The organism is Pseudomonas sp. GLN_2 (assembly GCF_043106005.1).
Lineage (GTDB): Bacteria > Pseudomonadota > Gammaproteobacteria > Pseudomonadales > Pseudomonadaceae > Aquipseudomonas > Aquipseudomonas alloputida.
This window is the reverse complement of sequence record NZ_JBICMC010000035.1, coordinates 12923-38693: the sequence shown is the minus strand read 5'-3', so window position 1 is coordinate 38693 and position 25771 is coordinate 12923. Positions and strand designations below refer to the sequence as shown.

The following is a 25771-nucleotide window of genomic DNA, read 5'->3' as shown; positions in this document are numbered from 1 at the left end:
TACAAGCCACCGATTCATCGTTGCCTGTAACGGCATTTCACGGGCAAGCTCGCCCCGCAGACAACTCAAGACGTTCAGGCAAAAGCGACCCGGTTGCGCCCCTCCTGCTTGGCTCGGTAAAGCGCCCGGTCAGCCTCGCCCAATGCGTTCATGGGCTCGCCGTGAGTCTCGCCATCCCAGTGCGTCACCCCCAGCGAAATCGTCACTGCCCCCACCGGTTCCACCGGCATATCCTGTACGGTCACACGCAACCGTTCGGCCACCGCGGCCGCCACGTTCAGGGTGGCCCCAGGCAGCAATATCAGGAACTCCTCGCCACCGGTGCGACACAGCAGGTCGCCCTCGCGGCAACAACGGCGCATGAGCTCCGCCAGCTGGCGCAGCACCTGGTCGCCCACTTCGTGTCCATGGCTGTCATTTATCCGCTTGAAGTGGTCGATATCCAACGCAATGGCTGCAAACTCCCGGTTTTCGGCCTCCAGTAACGACAGGCTGATTTCCAGGCTGCGGCGGTTGCCCAGGCCGGTCAGCGGATCGGTCTGGGCGTCCCGATTGAGCCGGCCGATACGCTCTTGCAGCAAGTTCAGGCTGAACAGCAACGCCCGCTTGAGCTCTGCCGCCTCGAAGTACCAGGCCCGCACCTGATGCAAGTGCTCGGCGGTAGCGGCGCGGTCCATCGTGCGGGCACCGGCGGCGAGTTTCCACAGCGGGCGGGCGATGGTACGGGCCAACCACCACAGCAGCAGGCTGCCCACCAGCGCCAAGGGCGCCGAACTGGCGATCACGTTCAGCACCAGATGGTGCAACGGCGCCACCGTCTGCGCCAATGGCTGCTGCGCTACCACGCCCCAGCCGGCGCTGGGGACGGTGGCGAAGCCTGCGAGCATTTCCACGCCCAGGCTATTGGTCAGCTGCCGGGTACCGCTGTCCAGTGTCGCCAACTGGTCGACCAGCGCATTGCCCTCCACCACCGTGCCTACCCGCTCGCTATGGGGGTGGTACAGCAGGCGTCGGTTGCGGTCGACCACATACAGGTACGAACCGTCCTTGTAGAAATGCTCGCCCAGCAGGCTGTTGAGGATGTTGCGTTCACGCAGGTACAGGCTGCCACCCACATACCCCAGGTAGCGGCCGTTGCGGTCGAAAATGGGTTGCGACAGCGCCACCACCAGGTTGTCGGCCGCCGACAGGTAGGGCGTGGAAACCAGTGGACGGCGTTCGTGCAGGGCTTCCAGAGCGCCGGGTGACTGCACGTGGGTACCGACCAGGTGGCGTAGCGGGGCGGGGGATACTGCCAGCAGTACACCGTTGGCATCGATCACGAAGGTGGAGTTGAAGGCCATGCTCTGGCCCAGTAGGCGGTCGCTTTCCACCTGCAGCGCAGCGGCATCGCTCAACTGCCGGCTTTGTACGCTGGCGCTGAACATCAGTTGCTGCAAGGCGTTGCCTATGAAGGTTTCGGTGATGCTGGCCAGTTTTGTCGCATACACCCGGTTGGCTTCCAGGGCATTGTCGATCAATAGCTGGCGCTGCACCCTGTAGCTGGCGAAATAGCTGGCGCACAGCATGACCACTGCGGTAAGGGCGCAGAGCACCAGAATGAGTGTACGTAGATCCAGGCGCAATCCATGCTTGGTGTATGTCAATCCTGACCTCGGGTGATCGTAAAGGGCGGCTGAACGGAAGTTACCTTGGCCGGCAGCGCTCAAGAGCCTGCCTTGTCCAGCGCATCAAGCTCATCTTCCACCTCTTGCATACGCTGCTCCACCAAAGCTTGCACGTTCACATCGCGGGCGGTTTCGCGCATCAGGGCGGTGAGTTTTTCGCTCAAGCGTTTGCCGGCTTCGGTGTCTTCCAGGGCGCGAGCTTTGGCGGGGTCCTGGGTGGCGGCGACGATGGTGGCGAATTCGGCGTCGCTGAAGTTCTTTTCGCTGTACAGGCGGAACAAGTCCCGGCGCTGGTCCTCGACGGTGAGGTGCTTGCGCAGTACGTCCTGAATGGTCGCTTGCGACAGCTGCGGGTGAGTGCGACCCAGCAGCGCGGACATGCGCTCGATGTTGTGCGTGTAGGCGTCCTGCAGCGGCAGCTGGCTGAGGATCTGATCTTCACGGGAGGGTTTCTGGTCGCAGGCGGTGAATGCAGCAGCCAGCAACAGGGGTAACAGCAACTTCGGGAGGCGAGGCATGGTGTGGCCTGGTCGGGCAGTGAAGACTGCTGATTATACCGATGTCCGCCTTGCCACGACGAGCCCCGTGATTTGCCTTGAGCGGCACGCTGCGGTAGAACCGTACGCCCCCAACCACACTGGCAACAGCCCGATGCCGAACTGGACCCTGCAACCTGTGGCGCGTGACGCCATTGCCGAAGTGCTGGCGTTTGTCGACAGCGCCCGGCGTGCGCTTTTCCCGATGCTCGCCAACGCACCCTTGCCGCGTGACCTGGCGCATTTCGCCGACACTTACCTGGACGGCGCCGGCTGCTTTCTGGAAGCCCGTGAGGGTGGGCGGCTGGTTGCGGTGATCGGTTACTTGCCCTATGACCATCGCTTTGCCCAGCTTGATTACCGCGCAGAGCGGGTAGTCGAGGTGGTGCGGCTGTTCGTGTTGCCGGCCTACCGCAGGCATGGCCTGGCGGCTGCCTTGTTTGGTGCCTTGCGCGAACGGGCGATGCAAGCGGGCTTGGACTGCCTTTACTTGCATACCCATCCGTTTCTGCCGGGTGCCATTGCGTTCTGGGAGCGGCAAGGCTTCACGGTGGTGGATGTGGAGCAGGACCCGGTGTGGCAGACCACGCACATGCAGCTGCGATTACGCTGACCTGTGGGCACGTGCCTGTTGGCGATGACGCAACAGCATGGGCAGGGCTACCAGGTTCAGGGGGCGCAAAAGCGCAGGATGCGCACGCCGTCGTAAGGGTCGGTGAGGTAGTGGGCGTGGACACCGAAGGTGCTCAGCAGGCGCTCTGGGGTAAGCACTTCGAAGGGTTTGCCGAGGGCGACCAGACGGCCCTTGTCGAGAACCGCGACACGGTCGCAGGTCAGCGCCTGGTTGAGGTCATGCAGCGCTACTAGGGTGGTGACCGGCAGCGCCTGCACTTGTTGCAGCAGGCTTAGCTGATGCTGAATGTCCAGGTGGTTGGTCGGTTCGTCCAGCAGCAGCACCTGCGGCCGTTGGGCCAGCGCACGGGCGATGTGCACACGCTGGCGCTCGCCACCGGACAGCGACCCCCACAGGCGCGTGCGCAGGTGCAGGGCGTCGAGGTCGGCCAGGGCTTGTTCGACGATGGCGCAGTCCTGCCGAGAGAACGGTGCCAGGGCCGAGAGCCACGGCGTGCGGCCCAAGGCAACCGCGTCGAACACGCTGATCGCATCGAGTGTGTCGGCCTGTTGCTCGACCAGCGCCAGCGCCTGGGCAACACGGCGGCGGGGCATCTGTGCCAGTGGCTCACCCAGGAGCTGCACGCTGCCGCAGGCGGGTTTGCACAGCCCTGCCAGCACCTTCAACAGCGAGGATTTCCCCGAGCCGTTGGGGCCGACGATGCCCAGGGTTTCACCGGCGACAACGCGAAGGTCGATATCGCTGAGCACGGTATTTCCGGCCAGTTGCAGCCCCAGCCCATGGCAGGCCAGCGGAGGGATGCGAACAGCTGCCATGGCGGTCATGGGCGCCCCCGACGGCTGACCAGAATCAGCGCGAATACGGGGGCACCGATCAGCGCCGTAACCACGCCCACCGGGATCACCTGGCCGGTGATCAGCGTGCGCGAAAGAATGTCCGCCACAATCAGAAACAGCGCACCACCCAGTGCGCTGGCGGGCAACAGACGGCTGTGCCCGGGGCCGAGCAGAAGGCGCAGGGCATGGGGGATAACCAGCCCGACAAAACCGATGGCGCCGACAATGGACACCATCACAGCCGTCACCAACGCTGCGCAACTGATCAGCAGCAACTGGGTGCGCCGCACCGGGATGCCCAGCGAGGCGGCCGAATCGGCACCGAAGGTAAAGGCATCCAGCGCACGGCGATGCCACAGGCACACCAGCAAGCCGAAAATCGCCACCGGTACGGCCAGCCACACCGAAGGCCAGCGTACACCGCTCAGGTTGCCCAGCAGCCAGAACAGGATGCCGCGCGCCTGCTCGGCGGTGGCTGACTTGGTGATCAGGAAGGCGGTCAGTGCATTGAACAGCTGCGAGCCGGCGATACCGGCAAGGATGACCTGTGCATTGTTGCTGCTGGGGCCGGCCGCGCGGGCCAGCACCAGCACCAGGGCGAATGCGGCCCCGGCGCCGATGAAGGCCCCTGCAGACATGCTTAATGCCAGGCTACCCAGCCCCAGCAGGCCGACCAGTACCGCGCCGGTCGAGGCGCCGGCAGACAGCCCCAGCAGGTAGGGCTCGGCCAGTGGGTTGCGCAACATCGCCTGCAGGATGACACCGCAGGTGGCCAGCCCGGCGCCGCAAGCGGCCGCGACCAGGGTGCGGGTCAGGCGGTAGTTCCAGATGATGCCGGCGTCGATCGGGTCCACCGGGTAGTCGGCTTGCCACAGGTGGTTGGCCAGCACCTGGCCAACCACGCTGGGCGACAGGTTGGTTTCGCCAATGGCGGTACCGGCCAGCAGGGCGGCCAACAGAGCGGCCAGGGCAACCGCGATGCAGGGTAACAGGCGGTTCATCACGGGGCTGCTTTACCGCTGGCGAAGGCCGTGGACAGCGTCTGCATGCCGCGGAACAGGCGGATGCCGGCCTGCATGGCGTCAGCGTCGAGGATAATGATGCGGTCGTGCTTCACCGCGTCCATGTTGCGGGTTACCGGGTCACTGCGCAGGAATTCGAGTTTTTTCTGGTAGTCGTCGGCGGGGAAACGGCGGCGGTCCATGCGCGCGATGATCAGCCAGGTCGGATTGGCCTTGGCCAAAGTTTCCCAGCCTACGCTTGGCCATTCTTCGCTGGACTCGACCACGTTGCGCACACCGAGGGTGCGCAGCATGAAATCGGCAACACCTTGGCGGCCGGCCACATAGGGGTCGATGTCTAGGTCGGCGCTGGAGAACCAGAACAGCGCCGAAGTTGCCGACAGGTCCTTGCCGGCCAGTTGTGCCCTGGCGCTGTCGAGGCGCCCTTGCAACTCGGCGTTCAGGGCCGTGCCGCGGTCCTGAACGTCGAAGATCTCGGCCAGTTGGCTGACGCTCTTGTAGATACTGTCTACCTGGAACGCTTGCAGGCGGGTGCCGTCTGCACCGACCAGGTTGTCCTTGCCCTCGCAGTCCGATGGCAGCACGTAGGTGGGGATCTTCAGCTCATCGAACTGCTCGCGGGTGGCGACCACGCCCTGGGCACCGACCATCCATTCGAACTGCGCCGCGACCAGCTGCGGGCGCTTGCCGACCACCGCCTCGAAGCTGGGGTCGTTGTCGGCCAGGCGCGGCACCTTGGCGTTCACCGTCTGGTATTCAGGCAATACATTGTTGAACCACAGCGAAGTGCCCGCCAGCTTGTCACCCAGCCCCAGGGCATAGAGCAGCTCGGTACCGGCCTGGCCGATGGTGACGGCGCGCTGCGGCGCCTGGGCAAAAACCTGCGGCTTGCCGCAGTTGTCGACCGTCAGCGGATAGTGGGTGGCAGCGGCCTGGGCCAGGCCAGTGAAGCCTAGGCCAGCGAGTAGGGTGGCGAAACGGGGCAGCATGCTGGGCGATCTCCTATCGGACAGTTCTGGTGAGGAACTCACGGACAGGCATCGCCGAGGCCCAGCGGGTGGCCGGGGCAACACGGATGGCCAATCCCGGACACCCCGCCGGTTGGTGAATGTAGGCCGGCAGGTCTCCTGACTGGTGCGTCACGGCCCGGCTCCGGCCTTCCCGGGCGGCAGGCCCAGTGGCATTGATGGAGCAGGCTCGGCACCTACAGTTGCGGGGGCAGTTCCGTTTGGCCCGTATTGGCAGGCCTGGGATTCCCTGTTAGTTCCGTGGTGGAAACCGGCGGCCCGCATGGTAGACCATCGCGTCGCCAGGTGAAAACGCTTTTCAGAAGTACTTCAGCCAGCTGATGTCGCGGCGGCGCTGCTTCAGTCGGGCGAACCCGCGCACCGGCAGGTACAGCGAAACCGCCAGCAGTACTGCGACCAGCCATATCGCTGCGACACCGTCGAAACCGAAGTAGTCGCCATGGTTGAGCCCGAACAGCGCCACGCAGGCCAGGTACAGCAGCTTCAGCACATACAGGTGCAGCAGGTAGAAGAACATCGGTGCCGCACCGAACACCGCCAGGGCCGTGATCCAGCGCGCCTGGCCGGCCCGTTCGAACGCGCGTAACAGCAGCAGGCCGCAGCCCAGTGTCAGGGTCAGGAACAGCAGCGACGGTGGGTATTTGGTGATGTTGAAGAAGCTCATCAGGGTTTGCGTGAAGGTTGGGTAACCGCTCCACGGTGCCTCACCGTAACCGTTGAACATGCGCAGCAGGACAAAGCCAAGCAGCGCGAGCAAGCCAGCCGCCAGCAGGTGTTGCTGGCGTTGCCCGGCATCGCTGCCGCGGGCGAACCAGGGCCCCAGGCCGTAACCCAAGGCGATGACGCCGATCCACGGCAGCACCGGGTAAGACGTGCGCAGGTGCAGGTTTTCGGAAAACGCCAGCCAGCCGCGATCATGCAGGATTGCCCACGGCACATGCAGGGCTGAATCCACGCCAAAATGCAGGCTGTCGAGCAGGTTGTGGCCGGCGACGACGCTGGCGCCCAGGGCGAGCAGTGCGGCGCGTGGCAGCCACACCAGCAGCGACAGGGCGATCATGCTGACGCCGATGGCCCAGATCACTTGCAGGTAGATCACGCTCGGGGGCAACTGGAAGGTCCAGGCGAAGTTGACCAGGGTGAACTCCAGCACCACCAGGAACAGCCCGCGTTTGAACAGGAACGCCGAGACGTCGCCACGGCCCTGATGCTTCTCGCCATACAGCCAGGCCGACAGGCCGGTCAGCAGGACGAACACAGGCGCACACAGGTGGGCGAGGGTGCGGCTGAAGAAAAGCGCCGGTTCCGTGGTGTCAATGGCCATGGGGTCGCTGACCTGGCGGTGCAGGAGGAAAGTCTCGCGGACGTGGTCCAGGAGCATGAACAGGATCACCAGGCCGCGCAAGGCATCGATGCTCTGCAGGCGCTGGGTGATCAGCGTGGGCGTAGCGCTGGCACTTGTCATGGGGTATCTAATAGGAATTGATGTCATGTGAAACGTTATCGTATAACAAGGCGGTGAAAGGGGGGTAGGGGTTTTGTGTGGCCAGTGCCGGGCTCTCGCGGCACAAGCCACCCAGATCAGAAGCTGTAATCCACCGTCGCGAAGTACGACCGCGGTATCCCCATCAACCACTGCTGCCCGCTGAACGCCGACTGCACATACTCGCGATCGAACAGGTTGTTCAGCTGCAACCCCAATTTCACATCCGGCAACACCTGCCAGGCGATGTTGGCATCGACCACGGTGTACCCGGGGGCGCTCTGGGTATTGGCGGTATCGGCATAACGCTCATCCACATAGCGCGCCCCAATGCCAGCCTCCACCTGCTGGCCGAAGCCTTTGCTCAACCAAAGGTTGGCGGTACGCCGTGGCACGTTGGCCGGCCGGTTGCCTGCCCGATCCTGCGGCAGGCCGCCGACCCTTTCGTCGAAGTCGTCGTACTTGGCGCGTACCAGCGATGCGTTGGCCGATACCTGCCACTGATGGGCCAGGGCCAGCTCCAGCGTCGCTTCCAGGCCATCGGAGGTCTGCTGCCCGGCTTGTTGCTTCTCGTGCGTGATCGGGTCGTCCACCAGCAGCTTTTTCTTGACGATGTGGTAGGCGGCAAGCGTCCATTCGCCACGTCCCTCCCAAAAGCGCTGCTTGAGACCTGCCTCGGTCTGCTTCGCCTCGGTCAGGTCATAGTTCATCTGCGCGGGGCTGAGGCTGATGAGGTTGTTGACCCCGTCCTCACTGGTCGAGTACTGGCCGTACAACGACAGGTCGTCGTTGAGTGCATACACCAGCCCGACGCGCCAGTTGCCCCCTTGCAGGCTGCGATCGCTGCGGCTGTCGTTGGTCAAGTTGTTGCGGTCGATGTGGTTCTGGTCACGACGCACGCCGGTAATCAAAGACAGGCGGTCGCTCAGTTGCAGGCGGTTTTCGGCAAACAGGGCAAAGGTATGGGTGGTCGAGAGCGTTTGCGGCCGCAACGGCGAGTCGCTATGGAACCCGCCGGGCTCTGGCTGCCACGGGTCGAGGTAGTCGCCGCCCACATCGTTGTAGGGTGAATTGCTGTCGACGTTGAATCGCACCTTGTTGTATTCGGCACCGAGCACGGTCTTGCTGTCCAGGCCGAACAGGGTGTGGTCGAAGGTGAAGGTTTGACGGTCGCCGAACTGTTCCTGGTTGTGCTTGATTTCCAGGTAGCTGCCGCGCAGCAACTGCTGACGCCCGGCGTCCCAGCTGTAGTCTTCGGCGTTGCGCCAGTGGCGGCGGCTTTTGATGTAGTACAGCTGGTTGCTGGCGCTGAGCTGGTCGTTCAGCGCCCAGTCGGTCGTTAACCGGGTCCATTCATCAACGTACTGCTGCACGTCGTTCTGCACGTTGTAGTTCTTTTTGCGCAGGCTGCTGCGGTAGTGGCCGTCGATCAGCGGGGTACCGTAGTAGTTGGCAGGTTGTGCATCGCCGCGGTCATGGGCCAGCGTGAAGCTGAGGTCATCACTGGCGTCGAAACGCAGCGCGGCGCTCAGGACCAGGCTACGTGAAGCGGTGCGGTCGACCCAGCCATTGCCGGCCTGCTGGTTCAGCGTCAGGCGGTAGCTCAGGCGCTCGCTGAGGCTGCCGCCGCTGTCCAGGCCGAGCTGCTGGCGGTCCCACGAGCCGTAACCCAGGCGCAGGTGGTTGCGCACCTCGCCGGCAAAAGGTTTTTTCGGGATCACGTTGATCACTGCGCCGGTGGCGCCTTCGCCATGCAGTACCGAGGCCGGGCCGCGAATCACCTCGATGCGTTCGACCATCCACGGGTCGACCGGGAAGGTCTGGGTGCCGGCACCGGTGTACAAGCGCGCGCCGTCGAACAGGGTCATCACTGAGCTGTGGCCGGCAAAGCCACGGGCAGACAGGCCTGTACCGCCGTCCCCCGGGGAGCCGACGAAGGTAATGCCCGGCGAGCGGGTCACTGCATCCTGCACCGTGATGTTGTTGCGCTGCTGAATCTGCCGTTCGCTGATACTGCTGGTGCTGGCCGGTGTTTCCAGGGCGCTGAGGCCAAGGCGCGAGCCGGCCTGGGTCGGCGTGGCCAGGTCGATGGTGCGGTTGTCCTGGGTGTCGGTGATGGCCGTGGAAGGCAGGGCCAGAGGCTGCGGGTCGCGGTCATCAGCCAGCGCCGGCAGGGCAACGGCCAGGCAGGCCGCCAGGGGGTGAAGCTTGAACATACGGGACATGTCGTTCCACTGCTGCAGGAATGAATGGATCCCGGTGGAAAACACGCAAAGGCGAACCATGCAGGCAGGCGCGCGCACGGATTCCGGCCTGCGCCCGCCCACCGCGGGTTGCCAAGTGAAGCTCCAGGCCGGTCTCCGGGCTTGCGAGGGGCATGAAACCTTCACCTTCCCATGCTTGAGCACAGTGGTATCTCGAAGGGTTCGCTCGCTTACCGTTGCGGGGGCAGCACCGGACTTGTCGTGGGCAACACGACGCACCGGTTTCCCGTTTCACCCTGCGCGCGGCGGCGCAGGGCACCTGAAACTGGCGCGCATCTGACCATTGAAAGGCTGGGGCGTCAAATGTTGGCGTGCTGTGAATGCTGAGAAAAAACAACAGGTTGTGCGTTTTTGCGGCGCCGGAGCCCCATTTGGCAAGAACATCAGGCCCCAGCGTGATGAGTTGGCGGGGGAGGCAGGCTTGCCTGTAAAGCTAGCGCCCGCGGCGCCGCGATACCCGTGCCTCGATGTTCTTGCGCCCGATCAGCAGCGGCGGCTTCTCCACCACCGGCTCATCCGCCAGCCATTTGTACATCACCAGGCAGTCCACCAGCCCCAGGCGGGCATGACGGTAGGCCTTGGGCAAACGGCCGACTGTTTCAAAGCCCAGCTTGTGCCATAGCGCCACGGCCACTGCATTGGTGGCTACCACCGAGTTGAACTGCAATGCCAGAAAGCCTTCCTGGCGCGCCAGCTTTTGCGAGTGCTCGCACATCAAGCGCGCCACGCCCCGGCCGCGCGCCTGTTCGCAGACCATGTAGCCGCAATTGCCCACATGCGCACCAGGCCCGGCAGCATTGGGCTTGAGGTAATACGACCCCAGTAACTCGCCATCTTCTTCGGCCAGCAGCGTGTGCAAGGGCAGCTCCAGCCACAGCTGGCGGGCCTGCTCGAAGCTCAGCGTCGGGTCGAAAGCGTAGGTTTCACGGGCTTGGACAATGGCCTGGAAGGTGGGCCAGAAACGATCGAAATCTTCCGGCGTCATGGGGCGAATGTGGATCATGCGGGTTCCTGCGCGGGGTGAGCCGCCCAGTCTGGGTGGCGCGGCGCCGTCGCGCAAGGGCGGCGACGCCGTTTGTGCTCAACCGTTGGCCTTGCCCACCGCGTCCATTGCACGCGCCGAGTACACCAGCGCGGCACCGGCGTTCATGGCCACGGCCACGCCGAGGGCCTCGGCAATTTCCTCGCGGCTGGCACCCGCTTTGACGGCCTGCTGCGAATGCACGGCGATGCAGCCGTCGCAGCGGGTGGTCACAGCCACGGCCAAGGAGATCAGCTCGCGGGTCTTGGCATCCAGGTGGTTGGTTTTGGCGCCTGCACCGCTGGCGGTCATGTAGCCGGCTACGGTGTCGGGGGAGAGTTGCTTGAGATCGCCGATGCCGGCCATCAGCTGCTTACGGTAGGCGTCCCAGTCCATCATGCTCATCGTCTTCACCTTGGGGGGTTGCGAGTGGAGCTTTCAGGCTAGTCGAAGCGTGGCACGTGCGAGGCGGTACTTTGGTGGGTAAACGCAGGTCACTCGTACAGTGGCCTGCGTTGAGCCTTCAGATGTAGATGAACACCAGCACCAACGCCGCGACCACTGCCCATTTTTCCAGGTAGTAGCGCAGGCGGTTGCGCTTTTTCAGCGCCTTGCCACGTTCGCGGATCTTGTATATGCGGGTGAACAGGCGGTTGATGCCACCGGTCTTGTCGCTGGCATCGTTGGGCGCAGCGGCAGCGGCCATCACGTTGCGGCTGAACCAGCGGTTGAACGCGGTTGCCCAGCGGTACTTGAGCGGGCGTTCGACGTCGCAGAACAGGATGATGCGGTTGTGCTCGGTGGTGTTGGCTGCATAGTGGATGTAGGTTTCGTCGAAGATCACCCCCTCACCATCGCGCCAGGCGTATTTCTCGCCGTCCACGTCGATGTAGCAGCCGTCGTCATTCGGCGTGTCCAGGCCCAGATGGTAGCGGTACGAGCCGGCATACGGGTCACGGTGGCGCACCAGCTTGGCTCCCGGAGGCAGGGTAGCGAACATGGCGGCCTTGACCGTGCCGATGCCTTGCAGCAGCTCGGTCGTGCGTGGGCAAAGGGCCATTGCCGACGGGTGGCTTTCGCCATACCACTTCAGGTAAAAACGTTTCCAGCCGGTCTTGAAGAAGGAGTTGAAACCGACGTCATCGTAATTGTCGGATTTCTTGATTTCGCCTACGTGCAGCAACTGGCGGCCTTCCTCACGGATCTCCTGCCAGTGGTCCTGCAGCGGTTTCAGTTCTGGAAAGGCCTCGACCGGCAGGTAGGGCTTGGCCGGGTGTTTGGAGAACAGGTACAGGAAGCTGTTGATCGGGGCCAGGAAGCTGGAGTGGTCGCCCAGCTGGCGAGTCAGCTTGTGGCGAACCCGACCGCGCAGGTGAACATAGGCGATCGAGAAGGTGAAGATAAGTACGAGTGCAATTTTCATGGACGTTTACTTGTCGAAAAATGGCCATGCATCGAGGCATGAGCCCGCCAGCATAAACAATCATGGGGGCAGTTTGTACTTATTGTTACCAAACTGCGGGGCGACGTTGGTGTAATACCCTACAGTCATGCGCAAACGTTTCATGTCAGGGAGTTTGTATGGTTCAGGATATACGCCCCAGTGGTAGCCCGTTCAAGCGGCTGTTCTTCGCCTTGCCGATCAGCGACGCGCAGCGCCGTGACCTGGCCCAGTGGCGGCGCGGGCTGAACCTGCGCAGCGGCAAACCGGTGCCGGCGGCCAACTTCCACGTCACGCTGCTGTTTCTCGGTGATGTGGACACTGCGCAGGTGCCTGCAATGTGCGCGGCGGTTGACCAACTGGCGCTGCCAACCTCGGCGCCGCGGCTGTTGCTCGACCGTTTGCAGGTGTGGCAACGGGCCGGCGCCTTGGTGCTGGAGGCGCAGCAGGTACCGCCCGCCCTGTTGCAACTGGTGTACGGTTTGCAGCAGGCGTTGCTGCCGTTGGGGCTGGAAGCGGCCACGCGTGAGTATCGACCGCACCTGACGCTGTCCAGGGATTACCGCGGGCAGCCGCCCGAGGCCAGTAGCGCGCCGGAGTTTTACCTCAACGCGCGACACTTCACGCTTTACGAGTCGCGCAAGGGGGCTTACTGGCCATTGGCGCAGTGGCCGCTGGCGGACTGACCCGCCGGGCGAAAACGCCTGGTCCCGGATGCGTACCTGCAGGGGCTTTTCAGATCGGGTGATTACACCGGCATGCTTTGATAAGGCAATTCATCCCCTGGGCTGCGTTCGAACTGGCGCTTGTACTCGCGGCTGAACTGCGAGGTGCTCTGATAGCCCACCCGGTGCGCAGCCTGTGCCACGCCCAGGCCTTCGCCAATCAGCATCTGCTGCGCCTTGAGTAGCCGCAAGCGCTTCAGGTACTGCATCGGCGCCATGTCGGTGCAGCGCTTGAAGTGTTCATGGAAGGTCGAAACGCTCATGTTGGCCCGCGCGGCCAGTGCCTCCACGCTCAGCGGCTCGGCGTAGTGCTCGCGCAGGTGGGCGAGGGCGGCGCCGATGCGGGCGAAGTGCCCCTGTTGCTCCACCAGTGCCCGCAACACACCGGCCTGCGGGCCGCGCAGCGCGGTATACAGCACCTCGCGTACGCGCGCCGGGCCCAGTACCTTGGCGTCAAGCGGGTCCTGCAGGCAGTGCAGCAGCCGTTCCACACTTTCGCGCATTGGCGCATCCAGTGCTGCGGAGGTCATCGATTGCGGTGTTTGCGCCTGCACTTCAGCGTCCGGTGCCAAGCCCATGCTCTGCACCAACTCGCCCAGCACGCCACGGTCGATGCCCACCGCCACGCCCAGCAATGGCGCGTCAGGGGTGGCGAAGGTTTCGCACATGAACGGCACCGACAACGCCTGCACCAGGTAATGCCCGGCGCCGTACTCCAGGGTGCGCGGCCCCAGGCGTGCCAGCTTGCTGCCCTGGGCCAGGATCATGAGGCTGGGTTCGTAAATCTGTGGGCTGCTGGCCACATAGTGGTCCCAGCTCAGCACCTGTACCTGGGGCAGGTGCGTGGGCACAAAGCCTGGGCGCGTGGCGAGGCTGCGGATCAGTGCGCAAAGCGGCGCATTGGCATCGACGTGACGGGTCAGTTGCATGGTGGACCAAGGGCAGAGAATCAGACAGCTTGATCATCGCAGATTGAGGGCGTGGCGCCAGCTACGGGTTGGCATCTTCGTAGAATCAGGCATGCATGCCGGAGAATCAGCCGTGGGCGAGGCGGCGAACGACGCGCAAAATGCGTCGCCTGAATCGTTTCACTTCACTGCGAGGCCCTGCATGTATACCGCCATCGGTTACGCCGCTCAAACCCCCACCAGCCCCCTGGCCCCCATGACGTTCCAACGCCGCAGCCCGCGCCCGGATGACGTCGCCATCGACATCCTGTACTGCGGCGTGTGCCACTCCGACATCCACCAGGCGCGCAACGAATGGGGCATTGCCGTGTACCCGCTGATGCCGGGCCACGAGATCATCGGCCGGGTCACGGCGGTGGGCGACAAAGTCACCGCGCACAAGGTCGGTGACCTGGTGGGCGTCGGCTGCATGGTCGACTCGTGCCGTACCTGTGAAGCCTGCGCCAAGGACCTGGAACAGTATTGCCTCGAAGGCCCGACCATGACCTACGCCACCCCGGACCGAGTCGATGGCAGCAACACCATGGGGGGGTACTCCAGCAGCATCGTGGTCAGCGAGCACTTCGTGGTGCGCATACCGGCCGGCATGGACCTGCCCAGCGCTGCACCTATTCTGTGTGCCGGCATCACCACCTATTCGCCGCTCAAGCACCACGGCGTTGGCCCAGGCCACAAGATCGGCATCCTCGGCATGGGCGGCCTGGGCCACATGGGCATCAAACTGGCCAAGGCCCTGGGTGCGGAAGTGACCCTGTTCACGCGCTCTCAGGCCAAGGCCGAGGAAGCGCGCCGCCAAGGGGCCGACCATGTGATCGTCTCCACCGATGCCGAGCAGATGCGCGCCGCTGCCGGTCGTTTCGATTTCCTGCTCGACACCATTCCGGTGCAGCACGACCTCAACCCGTACCTGGAAACGCTGAAGTTCGACGGTGTGCACATCCTGGTCGGCCTGATCGAACCGATCGACCCGGCATTGCATGCGGCCAACCTGGTGATGAAGCGTCGGGTGCTGGCGGGGTCGTTGATCGGGGGGATTGCCGAGACTCAGGAAGTACTGAACTTCTGCGCCGAGCACGACATCCGTTGCGATATCGAGATGCTGGATATCCGCAATATCAACCAGGCCTATGAGCGGATGATTGCCGGTGATGTGAAGTACCGGTTCGTGATCGACATGGCCACGTTACAGGGCTGATGGGGCGGTTGCCTGTACGGGCCTCTTCGCGGGCAAGCCCGCTCCTACACAGGGGTGATGTAGGGCTTGCGCGCGGTGGGGCCGGTACAGGCAGCACCGATGCAGCCGTTTTACCAGGCCATCGGCTTGTCCCAGCCCTTCCAGAACAACCACCGCCGCACCTCGCCGTGCGCCCCGGTACCGATCTGCCACTCGGGCCGCCCGCTATCCAGCGCAATCACCGAAATAACCCCCGCATGGCTCGCCGCCACCAGCGTTTGTCCGTCGACGCTGATATCCATCGCACTGATGGTCGATCCCAGGTAATGCTGCCAATGCTCCGAACCCTCTTCGCCAAACGCCCGCAGGTAGCCATAGGCATCACCCACAATGTACTCGCCATCGCGCGCAACCCCCGCATACACCCTTGCGCCATCCTGCACCAGCGGGGTACGCGGGTCCTGGCTGTAGTAATCGGTATCCAGCCCGTGCAGGTCTGCCACCCTCACGGCCAGCGTGGCACCGCTGTAGAAATGGCAGGCATTGACGATCAACTGGTCACCGGCGCGGTTGAACAAGGCAAAGTGCGGGTATTCGCTGCCCGGGCCGATGTGCGCCAGCGGCTTGAGTCGTTCGTCCAGAACAAGGTGTCGGCTGCCTTGCTCACCCACGACGATCAGCCGGCCATCCGCCGACACCGCACCATGCTCCATGCTCAGCCCCAGGCTGATGTCGTCCGGGTCGGTGCCCTCGGCCAGCTCATCGAGCACGCGTGTCTGCTGTGGCAGCAGGCGAGTCGCACCTTGAGTGGCCAGCACGAAGATACCTTCGGCACTCACCAGCAGCACTCGCTGGCCATCGGGGAAGGGGATCAGCGCGGTCGGTGTGGGCGGCAGGTCGAACGGCTCGAACGGGTAGCCTGGCGGCAACCCCTCCAGCCCGGTAGGCCAGGCCAGGCGCTGCACTTGCGGGCCGCCCCAGCCATCGGTCACACGCACGCCCTCGGCATTGGCCAGGGCGAAATAGCGTCGCGCCGGGCAACGGCCAAAGTGTTCGATGCCGATGACCGGGGTTACCCCATGGTGATCGATACGCACCACCTGGCCCTTGTCGTAAGGCATACCGATGCGGGCCAGCAGGCTGCCATCTTCCAGCAGCAGGACATGGCTGATGCCTTGGCCGTGGTCTTCGAGCAACGGTATCAAAGGGTGGTGTGCGGGTGGCCAAGCCTCGCGAAATGCCTGACGCTGCGGTTCGTCCATGCCAGGGCGGTTGGCTGCCTGCAGGGCTGCCAGCCAGGCGTCGAGCAGGTGTTCGGTGGCGGGTGCCTGCGGCTCTTCGAGGTTGTCCCAGCCGTGCGCACGGCCCTGCGCGACGTAGTCATTGACGGCCTGGGCATAGGCGATGACTGCCTGCTGCCACTGCTGCTGGGGGTGCTGCTTGTCCATGAGCGGATCGGGCTCCTTGTTGCACGCGCGTTTCACACAAAGCGCGCATGGTACTCCTTCTGCCTGCCCTGCGGTTGTGAGGCCCCAGCTTGACGCGTACCATGCCGGGCATTCCTATCCATAACAAAACGTACGTTGGCACCCCTGCAAGCGGGTGGCTGGCGTGCGACCTGTTGCTTTGTCTGCGGAGAAGCGGTTTCCACCCATGAACGGACCCATACCCACACACCTGCCGCCCACAACGGGCAGTGGCAGCTGGCTGAGCGTCATCGCCCTGGCCTTGGCGGCCTTCATTTTCAACACCACCGAGTTCGTCCCTGTGGCGCTGCTCAGTGACATTGGCCGCAGCTTCGACATGAGCACTGCCCAGGTCGGCCTGATGCTGACCATCTATGCCTGGATCGTGGCGCTGGCCTCGTTGCCCATGATGTTGCTGACCCGCAACATCGAACGGCGGCGTCTGCTGCTGTTCGTGTTCCTGGTGTTCATTGTCAGCCACGTGCTGTCGTGGCTTTCGCAGAGCTTCGCCATGCTGCTGGTCAGCCGTATCGGCATTGCCCTGGCGCATGCGGTGTTCTGGTCCATCACCGCCTCGCTGGCGGTGCGTGTGGCGCCGCCGGGCCAGCAGGCCAAGGCGCTGGGCCTGCTGGCCACCGGCACTACCCTGGCCATGGTCCTGGGCATCCCGCTGGGCCGTGTGGTGGGCGAGGCACTGGGCTGGCGCATCACGTTCCTGAGCATTGCCGGGGTAGCGCTAGCCACCATGCTGTGCCTGATGAAATCGCTGCCGCTGCTGCCCAGCCAGAACTCCGGTTCGTTGCGCAGCCTGCCGGTCCTGTTCAAGCGCCCGGCACTGGTCATTACCTACTTGTTGGTGACGCTGGTCATTACCGCGCAGTTCACGGCCTACAGCTATATCGAGCCGTTCGCCCTGCACGTAGCGCAGATCGGCGGCGACCGCACCACACTGTTGCTGCTGTTGTTCGGCGGTGCCGGGGTTTTTGGTTCGTTGTTGTTCAGCCGTTACAGCGACCGCTTCCCGCATGGCTTCCTGGTGGGTTCGATCGGGGTACTCGCCGCGTGCCTGTTGCTGATGTTGCCGCTGTCGGGCAACTTCTATGTGTTCGCAGTGCTGAGCATGTTCTGGGGCGTGGCCATTCTCAGCTTCAGCCTGGCGCTGCAGTCCAAGACCCTGAAGCTGGCGTCCGACGCCACCGATGTGGCCATGGCGCTGTTCTCGGGTATCTACAACATCGGTATTGGCGGTGGTGCGCTGCTGGGCAGTATCGTCAGCAGTCAGATGAATGTGGCGGATATCGGCCTGGTGGGCGGCAGCGTGGCAGTGGTCGGGCTGGTACTGGCCGTTGCCAGTACCCGGCGCTTTCGCGAGGCATTGGCACGCTGAGCCGGGGCCGCTCAGGCCCCTTGCCGGTCAAGTAGAGACTCAGGCCAATACGGCAGCCCATGCCGATATCAACAAAACCCCCGCCAATACCTGGTTGAACACCCGCAACCGCCCCGGTGCCTGCAGCCACCGGGCGCTCCCCACCCCCAACACCGCCCACGCGGCCATGCTCGGCAGAGCGATCAGCAAGAACACCAGCGCCAGCTGCCACACTGGCAACGACGGCGCGGCAAATACCCCGACCACCGCCACGGCCATCAACCACACCTTGGGGTTCACCACCTGCAACGAAGCCGCGCTGAGCGCACTGAAGCCTAGCGCCGTGGTCGTGTGGAGCGGGGCGGCGGCACTGCGCAGCATCTTCCAGGCCAGGCTACTCAGCCACAGCACCCCGGCCCAGCTCATCAGCTGTTGCGCGAGGGGGTGGCGCAGCAGCAGTTCGCCCAGCCCCAGCCCGACGAGCAGCACAATGGCTGCAGCCGCGCCACACGCCGCCACGATCGGCGCCAGGCTTGCGCGCAGGCCCCGGTGGGCGCCATGGGCCAGGATCAACAGGTTGGTCGGCCCCGGGCTGATACTGGACACCAGGGCAAACAGTATGAAGGGCAACAACGACTCAGACATGGTTCATGGGCTCCGTAACATCGAAGCACCATGCTCGCTGCCCGCCGGCACTCAGTCTGGAAGGTTTGAGCAGCGCCTGCGGTAGTCGGCCGGGGTCAACTGGTAGGCGCGGCGGAACCAGCGCCCCAGGTGGCTCTGGTCGGCAAAGCCCAACGCCACGGCCACTTCGGCCGGTGTCTGGCCTTGGGCAAGCAGGCGCCGCGCGCGGGCCAGGCGCAGCTGGATCAGGTAGGCATGGGGTGCAATGCCGAACGCCGCCTTGAACGCACGCGTCAGGCGAAAGCGGTCAATGCCGCAGGCCTGGGCCAGGTCCTCCAGGCCGATGTCGCGCTCCAGATTGGCATGCAGGAAGTCCCGGGCGCGCTGTGCGGTCAGCGGCAGGCGCGGGTCGGGGTTGATGCGGCGGCGCCAGTGCAGGTGGCGGGTCAGGCAGGCCAGCAGATCGTCCATGGCCGTTTGCCTGACGATGCGCAAGTCCTGGTCATGCACGGCCCTGAAGGTCAGGGCGGTGGCCCGTGCCAGGCGTTCGTCGTGGCACAGGGTGTCGGCGAAGCTGGGCAGGCTGTCGCCCGGCGCGTGCTCGTACAGCGCGCGCAGCTGTTGGTCGAGCCAGGCGGGCTCCAGGTACAGCGTCGAATAGGTGAAGCCTTCTTCGGTGGGCGCCAGGCCATCGTGGATGTCGCCAGGCTCAAGTAAAAATACCTGCCCCGGCGTGCTGCGGTGGCGCACCCGGCGGCAGTTGAACTGCTGCACGCCCTGCTCGGTCACGCCGACCAGAAAGCTGTCGTGCCAGTGGGGATCATAGGCATGGCCGACAAAATGCGCGCGGACCGACTCGATGCCGGTGTCGGCGTCTTGTTTGAAGTCGATCCAGTTGCTCATGGACGTGTTCCGTGGGGTAAATGGCTACCTTAGCGCAATGCCCCCGGCTCAGTCTGGAACGATTGTGCAGCCGTTGGTCAGTGCCCGGGCGCGCAGGGCCTCGAAGCGTTCGCGTAGCCACAGGTGCAATTGCTTCACGGCAGGCGTGAGTTGTTTGCGATGAGGGCAGACCAAGGTCAGTGGGGTAGGCTCCCCGAGCAATTCGGGCAGGACCATTTCCAGTTCACCGGCCGCGATGTTGGCGCTGACATCCAGCCACGACTTGTAGACGATACCTTCCCCCTGGATGGCCAGGCGGCGGATGACGTCGGCATCGTCACTGACCAGCGGCCCACGCACCTGCACGGTGCGATTACCCAGCTGCCACTTGTCGTACACCCGGCTGTGCTGCATGTACAGCAGGCAGGCATGCTGCTGCAGTGCGTCGGGGGTAAGCGGGCGGCCGTGACGGGCCAGGTAGTCGGGTGAGGCCACTAGCACGCGGCGGTTCCACTCGGCCAGTGGCAGGGCGATGTAGTTGGCATCCTGGTTGAGGCCATAGCGGATGGCCACATCCACGGGGTCGCGGTTGAGGTCGGCCATCTGGTCGGACAGGAAGAAGCGCAGTTGCAATGCCGGGTGGTCGTGGCGGAAGGCGCTGAGCCCGGGCAGCAGCATGTTGCGGCCCATGTCGGAAGGGGCCGACACCTGCAGGGTGCCGCGCAGGCTATTGGGGTTGCCATGCAGATCTTCATGGCCCTGGCGCAGGCTTTCCAGCACATTCAGCGCGGTTGGCAGGTAGCGCTCGCCCTCGGCGGTCAGGCGCAGGCTGCGGGTGGTGCGGGCGAACAGGCGTACATCCAGGTCGCGTTCCAGGCGTTTGATCGCGGCAGCCACCTGGCCCGGCAGCAGGCCGGCTTCATGGGCGGCGGCAGTGAAGCTACCCAGCACGCTGCTGCGGGCAAACAGTTCGAGGTCGGTGATGCGCAGCATTTTCATTCCAGGGATGAAAGTGTTGTTACATTGTGCCGCTTTTTCTTTTTTGCTGGAAAGATAAGATGCCCGGCAAATCCACTGTTCACTCCGGAGTTGTCGCATGGATACCGTATCGCTGGCCAAGCGCCGTTACACCACCAAAGCTTACGATGCCTCACGCCGCATTCCCCAGGCCACCGTCGACGCCCTGCTCGAACAACTGCGTCACAGCCCGTCGTCGGTCAATTCCCAGCCCTGGCATTTCATCGTCGCCGACACGGCCGAAGGCAAGGCCCGCCTGGCCAAGAGCACTGCTGAGGGTTATGCCTACAACACGCAGAAGCTTCTCGATGCCTCGCATGTGATCGTGTTCTGCACCCGTACCGAAATGACTGAAGAACACCTGAACGCCGTGCTCGATCAAGAGGCTGCCGATGGCCGTTTCCGTGATGAGCAAGCGCGCACCGGGCAAAACCAGAGCCGTCGTCACTACGTCAACCTGCACCGCTTCGACCAGAAGGATGTGCAGCACTGGATGGAAAAGCAGACCTACCTGGCGTTGGGTACCGCCTTGCTGGGTGCGGCGGCGCATGGGCTGGATGCCACGCCGATCGAGGGCTTCGACAGCAAGGTCCTCGATGCCGAACTGGGCTTGCGTGAGCGTGGCTTTACCAGTGTGGTGATCCTGAGCCTGGGGTACCGCAGTGAGGCGGACTTCAATGCCGGGCTGAGCAAGTCGCGGTTGCCGGCATCGCAAGTGTTCACCTTCCTGTGAGGTTTCCGGGGCCGCTGTGCGGCCCTGGCAACGCTGGTTAATCTGGCAAAGCCCAGACGTCGACCGCCCGATCAGGCAAACTGGCAATGACCCGGCATATGCCGCATACTTATCGGCAAATGCCGAAAAGGAGCCTGCCATGCTTGCCGAAGTGCTTCGCGACAACGGTTACCACGAGTACCGGGCGCGCCTGCAGGCGCTGCTGGACATTCCCGAGCTTGCCAGCGATTTCGAAATCCACACCCGCATCACCGATGGTTTTGCCGCCACCTGGTTGGTAAAGCTGACCGAACGCGGTGTGCTCACGCCGGTGGAGCGCGACCAGATCATCCCGCTGCGCACCCTCAAATCCCGAATCGAGCGCGACCAACCGCTGACCGTGGATGAGAGCGATCGGCTGTTCCGCTCGGCCCACATCACCGCCATGGCCGAGGCTGTGTTCGGTGAAGCGGGCAAGGCCAAACGCTGGCTTTCCAAGCCCAAGGAGCGTTTCTCGGGGCTGACGCCGATGCAGATGCTCACCACCCAGCAAGGCACCACGCAGGTCGAAGAAATGCTGCTGCAGATTGCCGAGGGCTATGGCCTGTGATTTTGTGGCGAATCAGCGCCTATGCAGACTTGAGCGGTACGGGGGGCTTGCGTGTAAGTGGCCGCTGGCACCAGGCGGGTCGGCCGGTGGTGTATGCCGCCACCAGCCCTCCCGGGGCGATGCTGGAAGTGTTGGTGCACCTGGAGATCGACCCCGAAGATTTCCCGACCACCATGCGCTTGCTTCGCATCGAACTGCCCGACACGGTTTCCCAGGCACAGTTGCCCGCTTTGCAGCCCGGCTGGTCTACTCAGCCTGAGTTGACCCGTACGCTGGGCAATCGCTTTCTGGATGACGGTTCGGCATTGCTGCTGCCGGTGCCAAGCGCGATCATGCCCAGCACCACCAATTACCTGTTCAACCCACGCCACCCGCAGGCGCAGAGCGCGAAAATCCAGGTTGAGGATTTCACGCCGGACAGCCGCCTGTTCTAGTGGGGTGTTTTGCAAATACGCCCAATAACTCGCGAGCGATTTTTGCGCTCAGGCAAGGCGTCGCGACGAGTCGTAGCCCAGCTACGGCGAGGAGTGACAACGCCGCATGAGCGCAAAAAGCGCCGCGAGTTATGGTCGTTATTTGTGAAACACCACACTAGGGCGTGGTCACCACAGTGCTGCCGATGCTGACGCCAGCACCCGGCCAAACACTTCGAGCGCCTTGTCCACGTCAGCCTCGGTGCTGAAACGGCCGATGCTCAAACGCACACTGTTGCGAGCCTGACGCTCATCCAGCCCCAGTGCCAGCAGCACATGCGAGGCAGCGTTGCTCGCCGAGTTGCAGGCCGAGGTGGTCGACAAGGCCAGCTCGCCGGCCAGCGCCGCGCTGTTGAAGCCTTTGCTGTCGATGCACAGGTTCAAGGTATGGGGAATGCGTTGCTTGGCGCAGCCGTTCAAGGTAACGCCGGGCATGGCCAGCAGGCCTGTGCGCAGGCGTATTGCCAGTTGCTCGAGGCGCTGGTGTTCGCTGTCGCCAGGTTGGCCGGCCAAGGCAAAGGCGCTGCCCATGCCCGCTATCTGATGGGTCGCTAGGGTGCCGGAACGCAGGCCCTGCTCGTGGCCGCCGCCGTGCATCTGCGCACGCATCAGCACGCGGGCGCGCGGCCCGACATACAGCGCACCGATGCCTTTTGGCCCGTAGACCTTGTGCGCCGAAAAAGACATCAGGTCCACGGCCATCGTATGCAGGTCGATCGCCAGCTTGCCCACGGCCTGCGCGGCATCCACGTGCAGCAGGGCACCATGGGCACGTACCTGCTCGCCGATCGCGCCAAAATCAGTGACCGTGCCCAGTTCGTTGTTGACCGCCATCAGCGATACCAGGCGGGTGTCAGCGCGCAACGCTGCCTGCACGCTTGCGGGCTGGATCAGGCCGTCGGCATCCGCTGCCAGGCGTGTAACGGCCCAGCCCTGGCGCTCCAGTTCGGCCACGGTGTCGAGCACGGCTTTGTGTTCCAGCTGGCTGGTGATCAGGTGCCCGGGCTGGCCGATGCCTTGGGCAATACCCTTGAGTGCCAGGTTGTTGGACTCGGTCGCACCCGACGTCCATACCAGATGCTCGGCGTGCGCGCCGACGCACTCGGCGACTTGCTGGCGCGCTTGGTCCACGGCGTGACGTGCAGCCTGGCCGAAGGCGTGGCCGCTGGACGCCGGGTTGCCGAAGTTGGCCTGGTTACCCAGGCAGGCGAGCATGGTTTCGATAACCCGGTCGTCGACTGGGGTAGTGGCGGCGTAATCGAAGTAGAGTGGGGCGCTAGGCATTGAGGGCGGGTCCGTGTCAGTGGCCGTGCAATCGGCAATCATTGATGTAAGCGTACCTGCCAGCAGCGGTATTTTTTTCGTTTCCCTCAGGTCGATTCGCGATTATTTTAGAAAAAAATTCTCTATCGAAGATCTTTCATGGGATTTTCTACTTTGCCTAGTGAGGGCCATGAAGGGTCCCTCGCCGGCACCGTCAGGGCTCCAGAGCCTTCTCTTCCTCTGCAACCACGCGCTCGCACAATTCCGTGATCTGCTCGCGCATCCAGCGGTTGGCCGGGTCCTGGTCGGTGCTTTCATGCCAGTACAGGTGCGTTTCCAGTGCAGGGATCTCCACCGGCAGCGCCTGATAACGCAACTGATGGCGACGGGCGAAGCGCTCGGGGACCGTCATCGCCATGTCGGTCTGCTGCAACACCTGCGACGCCATCAGGTAGTGTTGCGAACGCAGGGCGACCTTGCGTTGAACCCCCATCTTGCCGAGCGCCAGGTCGACGTAACCCAGGCCGTTGCGGCGGCTGGAGATATGGATGTGGGTCATGCCCAGGTAGCTGTCGAGGGTCAGCTTGCTGTCGGCCAGCGGGTGACCCTGGCGCAGGGCGCAGACATAGCGGTCTTGCATCAGTTTGATGTGGCGCACCTGCGGGTCGGTGTTCAGTGGCGCGTCGATGGCAAAGTCCAGGCGGCCGGCCGCGAGTTCCTTGGTGGTCTCGCGGCGCTTGCACAGGAAGCTTTCGATCATGACTGCCGGCGCCAGGCGGCGCAGGCGCTGGAACAGCGGCGGCAAGATGACCGCCTCGGTCAGGTCGGTCATGCTGATGCGGAAGGTCTTGTTGGCCTGCTGCGGATTGAAAATGCGGCTTTCCTGCACCGAAGTCCGCAGCAGCGCCAGCGCGCTGCGCACAGGGCCGATGATGTTCTGCGCCATGGGGGTGGGCACCATGCCTTGCGCAGTGCGCACGAACAGCGGGTCATTGAAGGTTTCGCGCAGGCGCGACAGGGCATTGGACACTGCCGGCTGGGTAATGCCGACGATCTGCCCGGCGCGGGTCAGGTTGGCTTCGGTGTAGATCGCATCGAACACGATGAACAGGTTGAGGTCGACCTTGCTAAGGTTCATGGGCGCCGCTCTTTGTTGGAATTATCGGCCGATCATATATCGGTTATGAATGTTTATACACGCGGAAAATAGACTAGGTGGATGGAGCAATGCTGCTCTAGGCTCTGGCCCACGTACTCCGAACTGTGAAGGTAGCCCAGATGGATTTCGCCTATTCGCCCAAGGTCCAGGCACTGCGCGAGCGTGTCACTGCGTTCATGGACGCTCATGTCTACCCCGCCGAAGCCGTGTTCGAGCGCCAGGTCGCCGAGGGTGACCGCTGGCAGCCCACTGCAATCATGGAGGAGCTTAAAGCCAAGGCCCGGGCCGAAGGGTTGTGGAACCTGTTCTTGCCAGAGTCTGAATACGGCGCTGGCCTGAGCAACCTGGAGTACGCCCCGCTGGCAGAAATCATGGGCCGCTCGTTGCTCGGGCCGGAGCCGTTCAACTGCTCCGCGCCGGACACCGGCAACATGGAAGTGCTGGTGCGCTATGGCAGCGAGGCGCAGAAACGCCAGTGGCTGGAGCCGCTGCTGCGTGGCGAGATCCGCTCAGCGTTTGCCATGACCGAACCAGACGTGGCCTCGTCGGACGCCACCAACATGGCTGCTACTGCCATACGGGACGGTGACGAGTGGGTGATCAACGGCCGCAAGTGGTGGACTTCCGGCGCCTGCGACCCGCGCTGCAAGGTCATGATCTTCATGGGCCTGTCCGACCCTGAAGGGCCACGCCACCAGCAGCATTCCATGGTGCTGGTGCCGACCGACACGCCAGGCGTGAAGATCGTCCGCCCGCTGCCGGTGTTCGGTTATGACGATGCGCCCCATGGTCATGCTGAAGTCCTTTTCGAGCATGTGCGGGTGCCGTACGAAAACGTGATCCTTGGCGAAGGCCGCGGCTTCGAAATTGCCCAGGGCCGCCTGGGCCCAGGCCGTATACACCACTGCATGCGCTCGATCGGCATGGCCGAGCGCGCGCTGGAGCTGATGTGCAAGCGCTCGGTGGAGCGTACTGCCTTTGGTCGGCCACTGGCACGCTTGGGCGGCAACGTCGACAAGATCGCCGACTCGCGCATGGAAATCGACATGGCCCGGCTGCTGACGCTCAAAGCGGCCTACATGATGGACACCGTCGGCAACAAGGTGGCCCGTAGCGAGATCGCCCAGATCAAGGTGGTGGCGCCGAACGTGGCCTTGAAGGTGATCGACCGGGCTATCCAGATACATGGCGGGGCAGGGGTAAGCGGCGATTTCCCGCTGGCCTACATGTATGCCATGCAGCGCACCCTGCGCCTGGCTGACGGGCCGGATGAAGTGCACAGGGCGGCGATTGGCAAATACGAGATTGGCAAGTATGTGCCGGTGGAGATGTTGCGTAGCGGGCGGTGAACGCGTCAGCCTGCGCCGGCCCATTCGCGATCAAACCCGCGCCTGCAGTGA

The 25771-nt window shown here is 63.8% G+C and carries 25 protein-coding genes and 2 riboswitches; of the genes, 8 read left to right on the top strand and 17 right to left on the bottom strand.

Annotation, left to right across the window (positions count from 1 at the left end; translation table 11 throughout):
• Positions 1 to 74: 74 nt before the first annotated feature.
• Positions 75 to 1646 (bottom strand): sensor domain-containing diguanylate cyclase, encoded by a 1572-nt coding sequence (locus ACF8Q6_RS09650; protein ID WP_161773419.1) that lies wholly within the window; start codon positions 1644 to 1646, stop codon positions 75 to 77.
• 59 nt (positions 1647 to 1705) lie between these two features.
• The gene (locus ACF8Q6_RS09645) at positions 1706 to 2185 is read right to left on the bottom strand and encodes a hypothetical protein (RefSeq protein WP_003250484.1); all 480 of its coding nucleotides are present in this window, start codon (positions 2183 to 2185) and stop codon (positions 1706 to 1708) included.
• 133 nt (positions 2186 to 2318) lie between these two features.
• Between ACF8Q6_RS09645 and ACF8Q6_RS09640 the strand changes: the two genes are divergently transcribed.
• Positions 2319 to 2816, top strand: coding sequence for a GNAT family N-acetyltransferase (locus ACF8Q6_RS09640; protein ID WP_003250486.1), 498 nt, complete (start codon positions 2319 to 2321; stop codon positions 2814 to 2816).
• A 56-nt stretch (positions 2817 to 2872) separates the two neighbouring features.
• On the opposite strand, the gene ACF8Q6_RS09635 is transcribed toward ACF8Q6_RS09640, so the two are convergent.
• The 8 genes from ACF8Q6_RS09635 to lpxO all read right to left on the bottom strand — a co-directional run bounded on the left by ACF8Q6_RS09635 (position 2873) and on the right by lpxO (position 11914).
• Entirely contained in the window at positions 2873 to 3661 is a 789-nt protein-coding gene (locus tag ACF8Q6_RS09635; protein WP_392492395.1) for an ABC transporter ATP-binding protein, read from the bottom strand.
• Positions 3658 to 4674 carry an iron ABC transporter permease gene (locus ACF8Q6_RS09630; RefSeq protein WP_003250493.1) on the bottom strand — a complete coding sequence of 339 codons (1017 nt, stop codon included), beginning with the start codon at positions 4672 to 4674 and terminating at the stop codon, positions 3658 to 3660. The genes ACF8Q6_RS09635 and ACF8Q6_RS09630 overlap by 4 nt, the downstream gene beginning before the upstream one ends.
• Positions 4674 to 5684 (bottom strand): ABC transporter substrate-binding protein, encoded by a 1011-nt coding sequence (locus tag ACF8Q6_RS09625; RefSeq protein ID WP_392492394.1) that lies wholly within the window; start codon positions 5682 to 5684, stop codon positions 4674 to 4676. Before ACF8Q6_RS09625 ends, ACF8Q6_RS09630 begins: the two co-directional genes overlap by 1 nt.
• 110 nt (positions 5685 to 5794) lie before the next feature.
• A riboswitch (cobalamin riboswitch) is annotated at positions 5795 to 5993 on the bottom strand.
• A 28-nt stretch (positions 5994 to 6021) separates the two neighbouring features.
• Positions 6022 to 7188 carry a DUF1624 domain-containing protein gene (locus ACF8Q6_RS09620; RefSeq protein WP_392492393.1) on the bottom strand — a complete coding sequence of 389 codons (1167 nt, stop codon included), beginning with the start codon at positions 7186 to 7188 and terminating at the stop codon, positions 6022 to 6024.
• A gap of 116 nt (positions 7189 to 7304) precedes the next feature.
• Complete coding sequence (locus tag ACF8Q6_RS09615; RefSeq protein WP_392492391.1) at positions 7305 to 9431, bottom strand: TonB-dependent receptor; 2127 nt, start codon at positions 9429 to 9431, stop codon at positions 7305 to 7307.
• 108 nt (positions 9432 to 9539) lie between these two features.
• Positions 9540 to 9748, bottom strand: a riboswitch (cobalamin riboswitch).
• 155 nt (positions 9749 to 9903) lie between these two features.
• Positions 9904 to 10473, bottom strand: a complete 570-nt coding sequence (locus ACF8Q6_RS09610) for a GNAT family N-acetyltransferase (RefSeq protein ID WP_012052917.1) — start codon at positions 10471 to 10473, stop codon at positions 9904 to 9906.
• Between the two features lie 78 nt (positions 10474 to 10551).
• Positions 10552 to 10896 carry a carboxymuconolactone decarboxylase family protein gene (locus ACF8Q6_RS09605; protein ID WP_014591592.1) on the bottom strand — a complete coding sequence of 115 codons (345 nt, stop codon included), beginning with the start codon at positions 10894 to 10896 and terminating at the stop codon, positions 10552 to 10554.
• 118 nt (positions 10897 to 11014) lie between these two features.
• Positions 11015 to 11914, bottom strand: a complete 900-nt coding sequence (lpxO, locus tag ACF8Q6_RS09600) for a lipid A hydroxylase LpxO (protein ID WP_392492389.1) — start codon at positions 11912 to 11914, stop codon at positions 11015 to 11017.
• Positions 11915 to 12072: 158 nt separating this feature from the next.
• Between lpxO and thpR the strand changes: the two genes are divergently transcribed.
• A complete protein-coding gene (gene thpR / locus ACF8Q6_RS09595; protein WP_392492387.1) occupies positions 12073 to 12618 on the top strand; it encodes an RNA 2',3'-cyclic phosphodiesterase in 546 nt (181 codons plus the stop codon).
• Between the two features lie 62 nt (positions 12619 to 12680).
• Here the strand turns inward: thpR and ACF8Q6_RS09590 are convergent, their stop codons facing one another.
• Complete coding sequence (locus ACF8Q6_RS09590; RefSeq protein WP_392492386.1) at positions 12681 to 13586, bottom strand: AraC family transcriptional regulator N-terminal domain-containing protein; 906 nt, start codon at positions 13584 to 13586, stop codon at positions 12681 to 12683.
• 181 nt (positions 13587 to 13767) lie between these two features.
• Between ACF8Q6_RS09590 and calA the strand changes: the two genes are divergently transcribed.
• Complete coding sequence (gene calA, locus ACF8Q6_RS09585) at positions 13768 to 14820, top strand: vanillin reductase (RefSeq protein WP_014591583.1); 1053 nt, start codon at positions 13768 to 13770, stop codon at positions 14818 to 14820.
• 110 nt (positions 14821 to 14930) lie between these two features.
• On the opposite strand, the gene ACF8Q6_RS09580 is transcribed toward calA, so the two are convergent.
• Positions 14931 to 16247: a hypothetical protein gene (locus tag ACF8Q6_RS09580; RefSeq protein ID WP_392492384.1), complete on the bottom strand. Its 1317-nt coding sequence runs from the start codon at positions 16245 to 16247 to the stop codon at positions 14931 to 14933.
• A 205-nt stretch (positions 16248 to 16452) separates the two neighbouring features.
• On the opposite strand from ACF8Q6_RS09580, the gene ACF8Q6_RS09575 reads away from it, so the two are divergent.
• Positions 16453 to 17652: a sugar transporter gene (locus ACF8Q6_RS09575; RefSeq protein WP_014753765.1), complete on the top strand. Its 1200-nt coding sequence runs from the start codon at positions 16453 to 16455 to the stop codon at positions 17650 to 17652.
• A gap of 39 nt (positions 17653 to 17691) precedes the next feature.
• Here ACF8Q6_RS09575 and ACF8Q6_RS09570 read toward each other — a convergent pair whose 3' ends face one another.
• From ACF8Q6_RS09570 to ACF8Q6_RS09560, 3 genes are read right to left on the bottom strand one after another with little or no spacing between them, the layout of a single operon-like run.
• Positions 17692 to 18276, bottom strand: coding sequence for a LysE family translocator (locus ACF8Q6_RS09570; RefSeq protein ID WP_392492381.1), 585 nt, complete (start codon positions 18274 to 18276; stop codon positions 17692 to 17694).
• A gap of 51 nt (positions 18277 to 18327) precedes the next feature.
• On the bottom strand, positions 18328 to 19158 hold the full coding sequence (locus tag ACF8Q6_RS09565) for an AraC family ligand binding domain-containing protein (RefSeq protein ID WP_392492379.1): 831 nt from the start codon (positions 19156 to 19158) through the stop codon (positions 18328 to 18330).
• Between the two features lie 48 nt (positions 19159 to 19206).
• Entirely contained in the window at positions 19207 to 20130 is a 924-nt protein-coding gene (locus ACF8Q6_RS09560; protein WP_392492377.1) for a LysR family transcriptional regulator, read from the bottom strand.
• A 103-nt stretch (positions 20131 to 20233) separates the two neighbouring features.
• Here ACF8Q6_RS09560 and nfsB point away from each other — a divergent pair, with 103 nt between their 5' ends.
• From nfsB to ACF8Q6_RS09545, 3 genes are all read left to right on the top strand, one after another.
• The gene (nfsB, locus tag ACF8Q6_RS09555) at positions 20234 to 20887 is read left to right on the top strand and encodes an oxygen-insensitive NAD(P)H nitroreductase (protein WP_392492375.1); all 654 of its coding nucleotides are present in this window, start codon (positions 20234 to 20236) and stop codon (positions 20885 to 20887) included.
• A 139-nt stretch (positions 20888 to 21026) separates the two neighbouring features.
• Positions 21027 to 21476 (top strand): antitoxin Xre/MbcA/ParS toxin-binding domain-containing protein, encoded by a 450-nt coding sequence (locus ACF8Q6_RS09550; RefSeq protein WP_003250525.1) that lies wholly within the window; start codon positions 21027 to 21029, stop codon positions 21474 to 21476.
• Positions 21473 to 21910, top strand: coding sequence for an RES family NAD+ phosphorylase (locus ACF8Q6_RS09545; protein WP_392492373.1), 438 nt, complete (start codon positions 21473 to 21475; stop codon positions 21908 to 21910). The genes ACF8Q6_RS09550 and ACF8Q6_RS09545 overlap by 4 nt, the downstream gene beginning before the upstream one ends.
• A gap of 168 nt (positions 21911 to 22078) precedes the next feature.
• Here the strand turns inward: ACF8Q6_RS09545 and ACF8Q6_RS09540 are convergent, their stop codons facing one another.
• Together ACF8Q6_RS09540 and ACF8Q6_RS09535 are read right to left on the bottom strand one after the other, a co-directional pair.
• Positions 22079 to 23233, bottom strand: coding sequence for a cysteine desulfurase family protein (locus ACF8Q6_RS09540; protein WP_392492371.1), 1155 nt, complete (start codon positions 23231 to 23233; stop codon positions 22079 to 22081).
• Between the two features lie 193 nt (positions 23234 to 23426).
• Entirely contained in the window at positions 23427 to 24350 is a 924-nt protein-coding gene (locus tag ACF8Q6_RS09535) for a LysR family transcriptional regulator (protein ID WP_392492369.1), read from the bottom strand.
• A gap of 140 nt (positions 24351 to 24490) precedes the next feature.
• Here ACF8Q6_RS09535 and ACF8Q6_RS09530 point away from each other — a divergent pair, with 140 nt between their 5' ends.
• Complete coding sequence (locus tag ACF8Q6_RS09530; protein ID WP_392492367.1) at positions 24491 to 25720, top strand: acyl-CoA dehydrogenase; 1230 nt, start codon at positions 24491 to 24493, stop codon at positions 25718 to 25720.
• Positions 25721 to 25771 lie beyond the last annotated feature (51 nt).

Bases quoted from the DNA above. Each gene is read 5' to 3' on its own strand.
- ACF8Q6_RS09635 (WP_392492395.1), bottom strand. From the start codon at position 3,661: ATGACCGCCATGGCAGCTGTTCGCATCCCTCCGCTGGCCTGCCATGGG.
- calA (WP_014591583.1), top strand. From the start codon at position 13,768: ATGTATACCGCCATCGGTTACGCCGCTCAAACCCCCACCAGCCCCCTG.
- ACF8Q6_RS09615 (WP_392492391.1), bottom strand. From the start codon at position 9,431: ATGTCCCGTATGTTCAAGCTTCACCCCCTGGCGGCCTGCCTGGCCGTT.
- ACF8Q6_RS09530 (WP_392492367.1), top strand. From the start codon at position 24,491: ATGGATTTCGCCTATTCGCCCAAGGTCCAGGCACTGCGCGAGCGTGTC.
- ACF8Q6_RS09590 (WP_392492386.1), bottom strand. From the start codon at position 13,586: ATGCAACTGACCCGTCACGTCGATGCCAATGCGCCGCTTTGCGCACTG.
- ACF8Q6_RS09575 (WP_014753765.1), top strand. From the start codon at position 16,453: ATGAACGGACCCATACCCACACACCTGCCGCCCACAACGGGCAGTGGC.
- ACF8Q6_RS09560 (WP_392492377.1), bottom strand. From the start codon at position 20,130: ATGCTGCGCATCACCGACCTCGAACTGTTTGCCCGCAGCAGCGTGCTG.
- lpxO (WP_392492389.1), bottom strand. From the start codon at position 11,914: ATGAAAATTGCACTCGTACTTATCTTCACCTTCTCGATCGCCTATGTT.
- nfsB (WP_392492375.1), top strand. From the start codon at position 20,234: ATGGATACCGTATCGCTGGCCAAGCGCCGTTACACCACCAAAGCTTAC.
- ACF8Q6_RS09565 (WP_392492379.1), bottom strand. From the start codon at position 19,158: ATGAGCAACTGGATCGACTTCAAACAAGACGCCGACACCGGCATCGAG.
- ACF8Q6_RS09645 (WP_003250484.1), bottom strand. From the start codon at position 2,185: ATGCCTCGCCTCCCGAAGTTGCTGTTACCCCTGTTGCTGGCTGCTGCA.
- ACF8Q6_RS09550 (WP_003250525.1), top strand. From the start codon at position 21,027: ATGCTTGCCGAAGTGCTTCGCGACAACGGTTACCACGAGTACCGGGCG.
- ACF8Q6_RS09625 (WP_392492394.1), bottom strand. From the start codon at position 5,684: ATGCTGCCCCGTTTCGCCACCCTACTCGCTGGCCTAGGCTTCACTGGC.
- ACF8Q6_RS09535 (WP_392492369.1), bottom strand. From the start codon at position 24,350: ATGAACCTTAGCAAGGTCGACCTCAACCTGTTCATCGTGTTCGATGCG.
- thpR (WP_392492387.1), top strand. From the start codon at position 12,073: ATGGTTCAGGATATACGCCCCAGTGGTAGCCCGTTCAAGCGGCTGTTC.
- ACF8Q6_RS09580 (WP_392492384.1), bottom strand. From the start codon at position 16,247: ATGGACAAGCAGCACCCCCAGCAGCAGTGGCAGCAGGCAGTCATCGCC.
- ACF8Q6_RS09570 (WP_392492381.1), bottom strand. From the start codon at position 18,276: ATGTCTGAGTCGTTGTTGCCCTTCATACTGTTTGCCCTGGTGTCCAGT.
- ACF8Q6_RS09640 (WP_003250486.1), top strand. From the start codon at position 2,319: ATGCCGAACTGGACCCTGCAACCTGTGGCGCGTGACGCCATTGCCGAA.
- ACF8Q6_RS09605 (WP_014591592.1), bottom strand. From the start codon at position 10,896: ATGAGCATGATGGACTGGGACGCCTACCGTAAGCAGCTGATGGCCGGC.
- ACF8Q6_RS09540 (WP_392492371.1), bottom strand. From the start codon at position 23,233: ATGCCTAGCGCCCCACTCTACTTCGATTACGCCGCCACTACCCCAGTC.
- ACF8Q6_RS09630 (WP_003250493.1), bottom strand. From the start codon at position 4,674: ATGAACCGCCTGTTACCCTGCATCGCGGTTGCCCTGGCCGCTCTGTTG.
- ACF8Q6_RS09620 (WP_392492393.1), bottom strand. From the start codon at position 7,188: ATGACAAGTGCCAGCGCTACGCCCACGCTGATCACCCAGCGCCTGCAG.
- ACF8Q6_RS09610 (WP_012052917.1), bottom strand. From the start codon at position 10,473: ATGATCCACATTCGCCCCATGACGCCGGAAGATTTCGATCGTTTCTGG.